The 12,482-nt window shown below is 71.4% G+C and carries 10 protein-coding genes; 4 read left to right on the plus strand and 6 right to left on the minus strand.

Features of this window, described 5'->3' with window-relative positions:
• Positions 1-20: 20 nt before the first annotated feature.
• From nagA to ACWGPE_RS10125, 6 genes are read right to left on the minus strand one after another with little or no spacing between them, the layout of a single operon-like run.
• Positions 21-1,196, minus strand: coding sequence for an N-acetylglucosamine-6-phosphate deacetylase (gene nagA / locus ACWGPE_RS10100; RefSeq protein ID WP_452048618.1), 1,176 nt, complete (start codon positions 1,194-1,196; stop codon positions 21-23).
• The gene (locus ACWGPE_RS10105; RefSeq protein WP_231430194.1) at positions 1,197-1,982 is read right to left on the minus strand and encodes a DeoR/GlpR family DNA-binding transcription regulator; all 786 of its coding nucleotides are present in this window, start codon (positions 1,980-1,982) and stop codon (positions 1,197-1,199) included.
• Positions 1,979-2,845 carry a class II fructose-bisphosphate aldolase gene (locus tag ACWGPE_RS10110; RefSeq protein WP_452048619.1) on the minus strand — a complete coding sequence of 289 codons (867 nt, stop codon included), beginning with the start codon at positions 2,843-2,845 and terminating at the stop codon, positions 1,979-1,981. The genes ACWGPE_RS10105 and ACWGPE_RS10110 overlap by 4 nt, the downstream gene beginning before the upstream one ends.
• Positions 2,842-3,837, minus strand: coding sequence for a 1-phosphofructokinase family hexose kinase (locus ACWGPE_RS10115; RefSeq protein WP_376931288.1), 996 nt, complete (start codon positions 3,835-3,837; stop codon positions 2,842-2,844). The genes ACWGPE_RS10110 and ACWGPE_RS10115 overlap by 4 nt, the downstream gene beginning before the upstream one ends.
• Positions 3,834-4,847 carry an ROK family protein gene (locus ACWGPE_RS10120; RefSeq protein WP_376931289.1) on the minus strand — a complete coding sequence of 338 codons (1,014 nt, stop codon included), beginning with the start codon at positions 4,845-4,847 and terminating at the stop codon, positions 3,834-3,836. Before ACWGPE_RS10120 ends, ACWGPE_RS10115 begins: the two co-directional genes overlap by 4 nt.
• A gap of 4 nt (positions 4,848-4,851) precedes the next feature.
• Positions 4,852-5,721 (minus strand): SIS domain-containing protein, encoded by an 870-nt coding sequence (locus ACWGPE_RS10125; protein ID WP_231432282.1) that lies wholly within the window; start codon positions 5,719-5,721, stop codon positions 4,852-4,854.
• A gap of 396 nt (positions 5,722-6,117) precedes the next feature.
• On the opposite strand from ACWGPE_RS10125, the gene ACWGPE_RS10130 reads away from it, so the two are divergent.
• The 4 genes from ACWGPE_RS10130 (at position 6,118) to ACWGPE_RS10145 (ending at position 12,411) form a co-directional block, all read left to right on the plus strand.
• Positions 6,118-7,371: an extracellular solute-binding protein gene (locus ACWGPE_RS10130; RefSeq protein ID WP_231430198.1), complete on the plus strand. Its 1,254-nt coding sequence runs from the start codon at positions 6,118-6,120 to the stop codon at positions 7,369-7,371.
• 46 nt (positions 7,372-7,417) lie between these two features.
• Complete coding sequence (locus ACWGPE_RS10135) at positions 7,418-8,413, plus strand: carbohydrate ABC transporter permease (protein ID WP_231430199.1); 996 nt, start codon at positions 7,418-7,420, stop codon at positions 8,411-8,413.
• Positions 8,414-8,415: 2 nt separating this feature from the next.
• Positions 8,416-9,345 carry a carbohydrate ABC transporter permease gene (locus ACWGPE_RS10140; RefSeq protein ID WP_231430200.1) on the plus strand — a complete coding sequence of 310 codons (930 nt, stop codon included), beginning with the start codon at positions 8,416-8,418 and terminating at the stop codon, positions 9,343-9,345.
• A 189-nt stretch (positions 9,346-9,534) separates the two neighbouring features.
• Positions 9,535-12,411 carry a discoidin domain-containing protein gene (locus ACWGPE_RS10145; protein ID WP_452048620.1) on the plus strand — a complete coding sequence of 959 codons (2,877 nt, stop codon included), beginning with the start codon at positions 9,535-9,537 and terminating at the stop codon, positions 12,409-12,411.
• Positions 12,412-12,482: the final 71 nt, after the last annotated feature.

Below are 12,482 nucleotides of genomic sequence, written 5' to 3' on the forward strand. Positions count from 1 at the left end.
GGACTGCGCGCCCCCGGAGATCAGACCAGCCGGACGCCGCCCGACCACACGGCCTGCACGTCGAGCTGCTCGCCGAGCAGCACCGCATCCGCCGCGTAGCCGCGATCGAGCCGGCCGAGGTCGTGCGCTCGGCCGATCGCCGCTGCGGGCACCATCGTGAGCGCCGCGATCGCCTGGTCGAACGGGATCCCGCACTCGACGACCGTGCGGCGGAGCGCCTCGTCGAGCGTGAGCGTCGAGCCGGCGATCGATCCGCCCTCGCGCAGGCGCGCGATGCCGTCGGCGACGACGACCTCGAGCGACCCCAGGACGTACTCGCCGTCGGCGGCGCCGGCCGCGGCCATCGCGTCCGTGATGAGGGCGACCCTGCCGGGGGCGCCCGAGAACGCGAGCCTCACGACGTCGGGGTGCACGTGCACGCCGTCGTTGATGATCTCGAGGGTCACGTGGTCGGCGTGCATCGCCGCCACGACCGGCCCGGGGGCACGGTGGTGGATGCCTCGCATGCCGTTGAACGCGTGCGTCAGGATCGACGCCCCCGCATCGAACGCCGCGAGCGCCGTCGCGAAGTCGGCGCCCGTGTGCCCGACGGCGACGACGACCCCCGCATCGACGAACCGCGCGATCGCCGCGGCGGCGCCGTCGTGCTCGGGGGCGATGGTGATCTGGCGCAGCGTTCCGCCCGCGGCGGCGAGCAGCAGGTCGACCGCCCCGGTGTCGGGCGCACGCAGGAGCGCCGGGTCGTGCGCACCGCGGTACCCGTCGTCGAGGAACGGCCCTTCGAGATGCGAACCGAGCACCCGCGGGTCGCGCGCCGCGAACCGCGCGATCGAGGCGACCTGCTCGGCGAGCCGATCGACGGAAGCGGTCACGAGCGAGAGCACCGAGCGCGTCGTGCCGTGCGCGTTGTGCACCGCGAGGATGGCCTCGATCGCCTCGTCGCCCTCGTCGACGGCGAAGCCGCCGGCGCCGTGGCAGTGCAGATCGATGAACCCGGGTACGAGGAACCGCCCCGAGGCATCCGTCACGCTCGTCGCCGGGTCGAGTGCAGCGCGCCATCCGTCGCCGAGCCCGCGCTCGGCGACGCGGCCGCCCTCGAACCGCACCCACGCGTCGGGGACGCTGTCGAAGCCCGACACGAGGCGCGCCGAGTGGATGACGGTCGAAGCAGGCGAGGATTCGTCGGGGGTGCTCACCTAAGCAACGATAACGTCGTACCCGTGGTCGGCGAGACGGGCCAGCTGCTCCTCGGTGACCCCCGAATCGGTGATGATCGTCGAGAAGAGCCGCCGCGGTCCGATCGCCGCGAATGCCCGCTTGTCGAGCTTCGACGAGTCGGCGACGATCACGGGGTGCGTCGCGCGCGACGCCATCAGCGCGTTGACGGCCGCCTCCCGTTCGTCGTGCGAGGTCGGGCCGAGCGCCGGGTCGATGCCGTTGACCCCGATGAAGGCGTAGTCGAGCGTGACGCTGCCGAGCACCGCGTCGGTGTAGGCGCCGACGAGCTCGTACGAGCGCGCGTGCACGACACCGCCCGTGACGACCGTCTTGATCTGGGGCCGGATCGCGAGCTGCATGGCGATGTTGATCGCGTTCGTCACGACGGTGAGGCTCGGGTCGGTCGCCGGCTCCATGATGTCGGCACGCGACATGAGCGCCTCGACGATCGCGGTCGCCGTCGTGCCGCCGCACAGCCCGATCACGGCGCCGCGCGGCACCATCGCGCTCGCGGCCCGCGCGATCGCGGCCTTGGACTCGGGGTTCTGCTGGTTCTTGTACCGGATCGGAAGGTCGTACGCGACCGAATGCGCGACCGCGCCGCCACGGGTGCGGGTGAGCAGCTGCTGGCTCGCGAGCGCGTCGAGGTCGCGACGGGCGGTCGCGGGCGACACGTTCAGCCGTTCGACGATCTGCTCGACCTCGACCTGCCCGCCGTCGGCGAGAAGATCGAGGACGGCGCTCAGCCGTTCCGCGCGATTCATCCGATCCCGTCCTTCCCGGCCCCGGCCCCGGCCGAGGCGAAGAGCCGCAGCATCCGGCCCGCTTCGATGCGCACCGCGTCGCGGCCCGCCGCGACGTACTTGCGAGAGTCTACGGCGGCGGGGTGCTCCGCGAGGAACTCCCGGATCGCCCCCGTGAACGCCTTGTTCAGGTGCGTCGACACGTTGATCTTGGTGAGGCCGGCGGCGATGCCGGCGACGATCGTCTCGTCGGGCACGCCCGACGACCCGTGCAGCACGAGCGGCACCGGCACGGCGGCGCGCAGCCGGGCGATGAGCTCGAGGTCGAGCGCGGCGACGCGCTCGGTCATCGCGTGCGACGAGCCGACGGCCACCGCGAGCGCGTCGACGCCCGTCTCGGCGACGAATCGGGCCGCCTCGTCGGGGTCGGTGCGGACGCCGGGGGCGTGCGCGCCGTCCTTTCCGCCGATCTCGCCGAGCTCGGCCTCGACGAGCACGCCGCGCGTCGCCGCTGCGTCGACGACCCGCTGCGTGGTCGCGACGTTGTCGGCGAAGTCGAGCTTCGCCCCGTCGTACATGACCGAGCCGAACCCGAGGTCGATCGCACGCAGCGCGAGCCCGGCGTCCTCCGCGTGGTCGAGGTGCACGGCGACCCGCGCCGTCGACGCCTCGGCGACCGCGAGCGTGGCCCGTGCGATCGGTTCGAACGCGCCGTGGTAGCGCACGCAGTTCTCCGAGAGCTGCAGGATCACGGGCAGCCCGGTCTCCTCGGCGGCGCCCGCGAGCGCCTCTGCCGTCTCGAGGTGGAGCACGTTGAACGCGCCGACGCCCGTGCCGGCGGCGGCCGCGGCCTCGAGGATGGTGCGGGTGGACGTGAGCGTCATGCGGTGGCCTTCGGTTCGGAGGTGGAGAGCGGGGTCTCCGGGCCGCCGTCGATCTCGACGACGACCCGGGACTCGAGGCTCGCGTGCTCGGGCGAGAGCGCGCCGGCGAGCGGCATGAGCACGGCCGACGCCGACCACGCCGTGGCCCGGCGTGCGAGCGCGACGCGCGCCCCGTGCTCGGCCGGGTCGGTCGCGAGTGTCGGTGCGGCGGCGAGGGCCGCGGCGATCGCGGCGACGGCGGCGTCGCCGGCGCCGGTCGCGTTGCCGCGCAACGGCTCGGCGAGGCGGGCGCGGATGCCTCCGACCGCCGCCGCGGCGACGACCATGAGCCCGTCGGAACCGAGCGAGACGACGACGAGGCGGGCACCGGCCTCGATGAGGACGCGGGCGCCCGCCATCGGGTCGGTGAGGCCGGTGACCTCGGCGAGTTCGTCGCGGTTGGGCTTCAGCACGGTCGCACCGGCACGGGCGGCCGCGACGAGCGCCGGGCCGCTCGTGTCGACGATGACGGCGGTGCCGGCCGCGACGAGCTCCGCCACGAGGGCCGCGAGATCGGCGGGGTCGAGCCCCGGCGGCAGGCTGCCCGAGACGGCGACGACCGAGGCCGTACGACCGAGCCGGGTGGCCTCGGCGAGGAACTGCGCGGACTCCGCGGCCTCGAGCGGGGCGCCGAGCTCGTTGAAGATCGTGGTCTCGCCGCTCGCCTCGTCGACGAACGCGAGGCTGCGCCGGGTCTCTCCCGCGACGGTCACGGTGCGGTGGGCGATGCCGCTGCGTTCGAGATCGGCGACGAGCCGGTCGCCGGCTGCGCCCCCGGCGGTCGTGAGCGCGAGCACGTCGTGGCCCTCGGCGGCGAGCACGCGCGCGACGTTGAGGCCCTTGCCGCCCGCGCGCGAGACTCCCGCCGGCACACGGTGGGTCTCCCCGGGGCGCAGCGCGTCGACGTGCCAGGTGAGGTCTTCGGCGGGGTTCGCCGTCACGGTGAGGATCACGATGCCGTCTCCTCGCCGGGGTTTCGAGGCACCCGCGCGTCGTTCTCCGAACCATGGGATGCCGCGAGGTCGCGCGCGGCGAGCGCCGTGCCGAGCAGGCCCGCATCGTCGCCGAGCGACGCGCGCACGAGCACGGGCCGCCGGTGGAAGCTCAGCAGCGCGTCGAGGCGGTCGCCCAGGGGGTCGAACAGCGCCGGGCCGGCCTGCGACAGGCCGCCGCCGATGACCACGGCCTCGGGAGCGAGGTTCGCGACGAGTCGCGCGAGGGCCTGGGCCAGAGCCTCGATCGCGTCGTCCCAGATGCCGCGCGCGGTGGCGTCGCCGGCGCTCGCGGCAGCGAGCACCGCCCGTGCGCCCGCGACCGGCCGACCGGTCGCGGTGGCGTACCGGCGCGCGATCGCGCCGGCTGAGGCGATCGTCTCGAGGCATCCGATCGCCCCGCACGCGCAGCGTTCACCCGCCGGGTCGGCGAGCGAGTGCCCGAACTCCCCGGCGTAGCCGCCGCCGGCGTACGGACGTCCTCCGATCAGGATCGAACTCGCGATGCCCGTGCCGATCGCGAGCACGACGGCGTCGTCGTAGCCGCGCGCCGCGCCGAGCCGGTGCTCGGCGTCGCCCGCGGCACGGACGTCGTGCCCGAAGGCGACCGGGAGGCCGAGCGCGCCCTCGGCGAGGTCGCGGATGGGCGCATCGCGCCAGCCGAGGTTCGACGAGAAGATGCCGATGCCGGCCACTTCGTCGACGAGCCCCGGAACACTGACGCCGACGGCGACCGGGACGACGCCGGGCGCGTCGGCGCGGAGCGCGTCGGCGAGCTCGGCGAACGATCGCGCGATCGCGCCGGCCGGGTCGCCCGCGTCGAGCGGGGTCGGCGTGCGGCGGAGCCCGAGCACCCGGCCCGAGGCATCCACGAGACCCGACTTGGTGTCGGTGCCGCCGACGTCGAATGCGAGCACGGCGGCGCCGGGACCCAGCGGAGCCGGGTCCTCCCTCATCGGCTCGGCGGTCATCGGGTCAGCCCTCGAGGATGACGGACCGCGTGAGGTTGCGGGGCTGGTCGGGGTCGAGCCCGCGGGCGAGCGCACGGGCGAGCGAGACGCGCTGCGCGCGCACGAGGTCGGCCATGGGGTCGAGCGTGCTCGTCTCGAACCGGGCGCCGGTCGCGGCCACATCGGCGGCGAGGCCCTCGGGCGCCTCGCCGAACTGCCAGGTCACCCGGCCGGGCGCGGCGATCGCGATCGGCCCGTGGCGGTATTCCATCGACGGGTACGACTCGGTCCACGACTGCGACGCCTCGCGCATCTTGAGCGCCGCCTCGTGGGCGAGGCCGACGCCCCAGCCGCGGCCCAGGAACGTGTACTGGTCCGCCTCGACGAGCGCGGGGTCGAGGTCGCTCGCGAGCGCACGCTCGGCATCGGCGATCGCGGGGGCGAGGTCCTCGCCGAGCGAGGCGCGGAACAGGGCGAGCGCCGTCGTCGCGAACCGGGTCTGCACGACCGACTGCTCGTCGGCGAACGGCAGGGTGATCGCGTCGTCGACGAGGCCGACGAGCGGCGACGAGGCGTCGCCGATGACCCCCACCGTGCGGACCTCGCCGCGCAGCTCCTCGACGAGTTGCAGCACCTCGGTCGTGGTGCCGGAGCGCGTGAGGGCGACGACCGCGTCGTAGCCGCGGAGCGCGAACGCCTCGGAGGCGGCGAACGCGTCGGTCTCGCCGTGGCCGCCCGACTCGCGCAGCCACGCGTACGACTGCGCCATGAACCAGCTGGTTCCGCAGCCGACGACCGCGATGCGCTCGCCGCGCCGGGGGAGGCGCGACTGCTCGTCGCGCAGCTCGGCCGCGCGCGCCCACGTCTCGGGCTGCGAGGCGAGCTCGGCGGCCATGTGGGCGGCGGGGGCGGATGCGCTGGGCACGGTCACGGGATCTCCAGTCGGTGGGGCGGGCCCGGCGACGCAGGGCACTGACGCAGCAATGATTGCAGATGACTGCAATCCGTGTCCAGCGATCATTGAAAAGATCGTTTCCCATCACTACCCCGCAAACACGGGGTTTGTGAGGGATCTGAACAAAATCTGATAACAAATGGCTTCCGCGGCTTGACGGCCGTGAGGCATCCGGAATAGATTGCCCAGCGTCGAATGAACGCACCTGATCATTTGTTCGACGAAACGTTCATGAAACTGCAATTGATTTCACGATCACTGCAGCTTTCGAGCGAACGCACCGGCGCGTGACCCTTCGCCGCCGGTGCGCCGACCACCAGAGTGAGGAAGCATTCAATGAAGAAGTCACTGCGCCTGGGCGCCGCGATCGCGCTCGCGGCCACCGCGTCGCTGACGCTCGCGTCGTGCGGTTTCGGCGGCGGCAACGGCAGCGACGGCGGCGACGCCTCCGGCAAGACCACGCTCAACATGCTCGTTCCGAGCTACTCCGACGCCACCCAGGACAACTGGGACACCGTCATCGAGGGCTTCGAGAAGGAGAACCCCGACATCGACGTCAAGCTCGAGGTCCAGTCGTGGGACAACCTCGAGTCGGTCATCACGACGAAGATCCAGGGCGGCGAGGCCCCCGACATCTACAACGGCGGCCCCTTCGCCGGCTTCGCGGCCGACGGCCTGCTCTACGAGACGAAGGACGTCGTCTCGGACGACACCTACAGCGACTTCCAGGACTCGTTCCTCGCGAACGCCGAGGTCGACGGCACCGCGTACGCGCTGCCCCTCATCGCCTCGGCCCGCGCGCTGTTCGTCAACAACGACCTCCTCGAGCAGGCCGGCGTGAGCGCTGCGCCGACCAACTGGGACGAGCTGCTCGACGCGGCCACCAAGATCTCGAAGCTCGGCGGCGGCGTGGCCGGCTACGGCATGCCGCTCGGCTCGGAAGAGGCGCAGGCCGAGGCGGCCGTGTGGCTCTGGGGCGGCGGCGGCACCTTCGGCGACGCCGAGGAGATCACGGTCGACATCCCCGAGAACCTGCCGGGCGCCGACCAGATCAAGAAGATGATCGACGCGGGCGCCACGCAGGCCGACCCGGGCTCGACCGACCGCACCCCGCTCATGGAGATCTTCGTCCAGGGCAAGATCGGCATGCAGGTCGGCCTCCCGCCGACCGTCGGCCAGATCGAGGACGGCAACCCCGACCTGAACTACTCGATCGTCCCGATCCCGACGAAGGACGGCTCGCCCTTCACGCTCGGCGTCATGGACCAGCTCATGGCCTTCCAGAACGACGGCGACAAGCAGGACGCGATCAAGAAGTTCTTCGACTACTACTACTCGGCCGACGTGTACGTGCCGTGGGTGCAGGCCGAGGGCTTCCTCCCCGTCACCAAGTCGGGTGCCGAGCAGCTGAAGGACGACGAGGCGCTCGCGCCGTTCCTCGAGGTGCTGCCCGACGCGCAGTTCTACCCGAGCTCGAACCCCAAGTGGCAGGCCACCGACGGCGCGTTCAAGTCGCTGTTCGGCCAGATCCAGTCGAAGCCCGCGCAGGACGTGCTGACCGAGATCCAGGCGCAGGTCGACGCGAGCTGACGCTCGCCTCGATCCCACACGGAAAGGGTTCGGTGATCCTCGCACCATGAGCTCCACGACCGACGCATCACCGAACCCGACGGGGGCGGCCGCCGGCCGCCCCCGTTCCGGGGGATCGCCGGCAGGCGGGAAGGGCGCGAAGCCCGCCCGCCGAGGCAAGCCCGGCGGCCGCGACCTCGCCGCCGCCCTTCCCTGGATCACCCCCGCGCTGATCCTCATCTTCGGCGTCGTGCTGTTCCCGGCCGTCGTCATGTTCTACAACTCGACCCGCGACATCTCGCTCTCGGGGCTCGACAAGGGCTCGGTCGGCTTCGACAACTACGTCGAGGTCTTCCAGTTCCCGTACTTCTGGCCGATCTTCTTCCGCACGATCGTCTGGGTCGTCGTGGTCGTGGCGTTCACCGTCGTGATCTCGCTCGGCCTCGCCCAGATCCTCAACAAGGCCTTCCCTGGCCGACAGCTCGTGCGGCTCGTCGTGATCATCCCGTGGGCGGCCTCGGTCGTGATGACGACGATGGTCGTCTACTACGGCCTCGAACCGTACTTCGGCATCATCAACAAGTTCCTCGTCGACATCGGACTCGTCGACACCCCCGAGGGCTACGGCTGGACGAAGAACCCGACCACCGCGTTCATGTGGTCGATCATCGTCGCGATCTTCGTGTCGCTGCCGTTCACGACCTACACGATCCTCGCGGGACTCGCGACCGTGCCCGGCGACACGCTCGAGGCCGCGAAGATGGACGGCGCTGGCTCCGTGCGCACCTACTTCACGATCGTGCTGCCGCAGCTGCGCGGGGCGCTCAGCGTCGCGGTGCTCATCAACATCATCAACGTCTTCAACTCGCTGCCGATCCTGCGGGTGATGACCGGGTCGATCCCGGGCTACGACGCCGACACGATCATGACGATGATCTTCAAGTACATCCAGAACCAGCACAAGGTCGACGTCGCGTCCGCGCTCTCGGTCGTCGCGTTCGTCATCGTCATCGTGATCGTCGCGGTGTACGTGAAGGTCGTCAAGCCCATGAAGGAGGTCTGACCGTGACCGTCACCGAAACCCGCGCGATGCTCGCGAGCGACGCCGGCCACGGGGCATCCGGCCGCCAGACCCCGCCCCGCAAGCGTCGCTACACCGAAGACCAGGTGCCCCTCGGCCGTGTGCTGCTGCGCATGTTCGCCGGGCTCATCGTGCTCGCGGTCTTCATCGTGCCGTACCTCATCATGTTCTTCGGCTCGGTGAAGACGAAGTCGCAGATCCTGTCGGTCGACCCCACCTACTTCCCCACGGAGTGGCACTGGGAGAACTACCTCGACATGTGGTCGACGCCCGAGACGCCGCTGCCGCAGAACATGGTCTCGACGATCGTGATCTCGGTCTTCGCGACGCTGCTCGTGCTCGCGGTCGCGCTGCCCGCGGCGTACTACACGGCGCGGTTCAAGTTCCCGTTCCGCTTCGTGTTCCTCTTCCTCGTGATCGTCACGCAGATGCTGCAGCCGGCGGTGCTCACCTCGGGCCTGTTCCGGCAGTTCACCGCGCTCGGCATGATCGACACCTGGGCGGCGATGATCTTCATCAACGCGGCGTTCAACCTGTCGTTCGCCGTGTGGATCATGCACTCCTTCTTCGCGGGCATCCCGAAGGAGGTCGACGAGGCCGCCCAGATCGACGGCGCCGGCCGGCTCACGGTGCTCTTCAAGATCAACCTGCCGCTCGTCTGGCCGGGCATCGTGACCGCGATCGTGTTCACCTTCGTCGCCTGCTGGAACGAGTTCGCGGCCTCGCTCGTCATCCTCTCGACGGCGGGCAACCAGCCGATGTCGGTCGCGCTCACCAAGTTCGTCGGCCAGTACTCGACGAGCTGGCAGTACGTGTTCGGCGTGTCGATCGTGGCGATCATCCCCGTCGTCGTGCTGTTCATGCTCATCGAGAAGCGCCTCGTCGGCGGCCTCACGGCGGGCAGCGTCAAGTAGGCGCTCGTCGTAGTGCAGAGGGCGGATGCCTCGGGGCCGACCCGAGTCGTCCGCCCTCGTCGTTCACGGCGATCGTCGGGGCACGGCCCCGGGGAATCCCGGCCTTGACGGGGACCGCCGGCATCTCCTAGGTTCGAGCCAACTTAGTTTGTTTACTCAATGAAGTTGACGAGGACGAGGAGGTCCAGGGTGAGCGGCACACGAACTCCCAGTACGCATCGAGCGGCTCGGCGAAGGGGCGCGGCGGCGATCGCGGCGCTCGGGCTGATGGCGGGACTGCTCGCGACGACCCCCGCGCCGGCGCAGGCGGCGACCAACGACGCCCCCGAGGTCATTCCCGCGCTGCAGACGTGGACCGGGGGCGAGGGCGCCTTCGTCCTCGGCGCCGAGAGCCGGATCGTCGCCGACGCCGACCTCGAGTCGGTCGCGCGCCAGTTCGCCGACGATCTCGAGGCCACGACCGGCTTCGCGGCCGAGGTCGCGGTCGGCGCCGATGCGCGCCCCGGTGACCTCACGCTGGATCTCGACCCGGGCCTCGAGCACGCCGACGGCGGCGAGCTGTTCCGCGCCGAGGGCTACCGGCTGACGATCGACGGCGACGGGGTGGAGATCGTCGCCCCGGCCTCGCAGGGCGCCTTCTACGGCACGCGGACGGTGCTGCAGGGGCTCGTGCAGTCGCCCCAGCGCAACTCGCTGCCCGCGGGCGAGACCGTCGACTGGCCGAACCACGGCGTGCGCGGATTCTCGCTCGACGTCGGGCGCCGCTTCTTCACGCCCGAGTTCGTGCGCGACTACATCACCATGATGAGCTGGTACAAGCTCAACGAGTTCCAGATCCACCTCAACGACAACGAGATCGCCCGCCCGGCGGGCGGCTGGGAGGACGCGTACGACGGCTTCCGGCTGAAGAGCGACGACCCCGCGTTCGCCGGGCTCGCGTCGGAGGACGGCGCCTACGACCGCGCCGACTGGCAGAGCTTCGAAGACACCGCGGCCGCGCACGCGGTCGTGATCATCCCCGAGATCGACGCACCGGCGCACTCGCGCTCGTTCATCCGATGGAAGCCCGAACTCGGCTTCAACGGCGGCGACTCCGACCACCTCGACCTCTCCAAGCCCGAGTCGACCGAGACGATCAAGGCCGTCTTCGACGAGTTCGTGCCCTGGTTCGAGGGCCCCGACGTGCACTTCGGCGCCGACGAGTACCCGCGCTCGGGCGCCGACCAGTACCGCGAGTTCTTCAACACCATGGCCGAGCACATCCGCTCGCTCGGCAAGCAGCCGCGGGCCTGGGGCAGCATGAGCGTCATGCACGGCTCGGCCGACGGATACGACCGCGACGTGATCATCAACGCCTGGAACAACGGCTGGTACGGCATGGCCAAGGCCGAGGCCGACGGGTACCGCTACATCAACACGAACGACGGCGACCTCTACGTCGTGCCGTTCGCGAACTACTACCACGGCAACGGTCTGAACAACGCGGGCCTCTACGCCACGTGGCTTCCCAACCGGCTCGGCTCGACGGCCGTCGTGCCCGAAGGGGCGCCCGAGGGTGCGATGTTCGCGGTCTGGAACGACCTCGTGCACGAGGAGTACACCGAACTCGACGTGCACGGCCTCGTGCGCGACTCCTTCCCCGTGATCGCGCAGAAGACCTGGGACTCGCAGACCCCGACACGGTCGTACGGCGAGTTCGTCGCCGTGCAGCGGCGGATCGGCTCGGGTCCGGGGCTCACGACGATCGACCAGACGGGAGTCGCGCGGTCCGGCGAGCTGAGTCTCGGGGCGGCCGTCACCGCGTCGTCGAGCGGCGAGGGCACGCCGGCCGAGTCGTTGACCGACGGTCTCGCCCTCACTCGGTGGGCGACGACCGAGGACACGGCGGACGTCCGGATCGAACTCGCCGAGGCGGCGCCGGTCGGCCGGTTCGAGGTCGACTGGGCCGGGATCGCGCCGGCGAGCTACGACGTCGCGGTCTCCGACGACGGCGTGTTCTGGCAGCAGGTCGCCGACGACGTGGACGGCACCGCCGCATCGGTCGAGCTGGGCTCGCTGTCGGCGCGGTACGTCGCCGTGCGGGACATCCGCGCCGACGGCGGCGACCTCGGCGCCTGGCGGATGTCGGTCTTCGCACCCGAGCCGCTCACGAGCGGCGCCACGGCGACCGCCTCAGGCGTCGAGGCCGCAGCATTCCCGCCGAGCCTCGCGATCGACGGGGACGACAAGACGCGCTGGTCGGCGAACTACGTCGCACAGCCGTGGATCGCCGTGGACCTCGGGTCGGAGCAGCAGTTCGGCGAGGTCGTGCTCGCCTGGGAGGGAGCCTCGGCGAAGGACTACGTCGTCGAGGTCTCCGACGACGGGGCGACCTGGACCACCGCCGCGACGATGACCGGGCAGGCCGCGGGGGCGCGCGTCGACACCGTGGCGTTCGAGCCGGTCGACGCACGCCATGTCCGCGTGACGGTCACGGCGAAGAACCTGAGCCCGTACCTCAGCCTCTTCGAGCTCACGGTGCCGTCGATCGCGGAGGCCGGGGCATGGATCTCGGCCGAACTCTCGCCGGAGGCCCCGGACGGCCCCGACGGCTGGTACACCTCCGCCCCGAGCGCGAGCTTCGCCGCCGGCGGCACCGAGGGCGCGCCCTCGGGCGTCGAGGTGCGGATCGGCGACGGCGAGTGGTCGGCCGCCGACGGCCCCGTCGAGATCGGCGCACAGGGGGAGCAGCGGGTCGAGTACCGGGCGACCGTCGGTGATCGGCGGGTCGCGGGATACGGCATCGTCAAGGTCGACACGGTCGCACCGTCGGTGGAGGTCGGTGCAGACCGCCGGCCCGCGGTGAGCAGCCCGAGGAGTCCGGTGCGGTTCACGATCGAGGCGCACGACGACGGCGCCGGCATCGCGAGCGTCGAGTTCCGCCTCGACGGCGGCTCCTGGACGGCGTGGGACGGTGAGGATGTGGTCGTCGATGCCCCGGGACGCCACACGCTCGAGGCGCGTGCCACCGACCTGGTCGGGCACGTCTCCCCGGTCGCGAGCTCGCCTGCGCCAGGTCGCGGCTGAGATCGCGTGCGGGCCGCCTCGGCCCGCACGCGCACGGCGGATGCCTCGGGGTCGGCCCCGAGGCATCCGCC

The organism is Agromyces sp. NPDC055658 (genome assembly GCF_053618155.1).

What these genes read in the sequence shown, in the direction of transcription:
- ACWGPE_RS10135 (WP_231430199.1), top strand. Translation starts at nt 7,418, where the DNA reads ATGAGCTCCACGACCGACGCATCACCGAACCCGACGGGGGCGGCCGCC.
- ACWGPE_RS10120 (WP_376931289.1), bottom strand. Translation starts at nt 4,847, where the DNA reads ATGACCGCCGAGCCGATGAGGGAGGACCCGGCTCCGCTGGGTCCCGGC.
- ACWGPE_RS10110 (WP_452048619.1), bottom strand. Translation starts at nt 2,845, where the DNA reads ATGACGCTCACGTCCACCCGCACCATCCTCGAGGCCGCGGCCGCCGCC.
- ACWGPE_RS10125 (WP_231432282.1), bottom strand. Translation starts at nt 5,721, where the DNA reads ATGGCCGCCGAGCTCGCCTCGCAGCCCGAGACGTGGGCGCGCGCGGCC.
- ACWGPE_RS10130 (WP_231430198.1), top strand. Translation starts at nt 6,118, where the DNA reads ATGAAGAAGTCACTGCGCCTGGGCGCCGCGATCGCGCTCGCGGCCACC.
- ACWGPE_RS10105 (WP_231430194.1), bottom strand. Translation starts at nt 1,982, where the DNA reads ATGAATCGCGCGGAACGGCTGAGCGCCGTCCTCGATCTTCTCGCCGAC.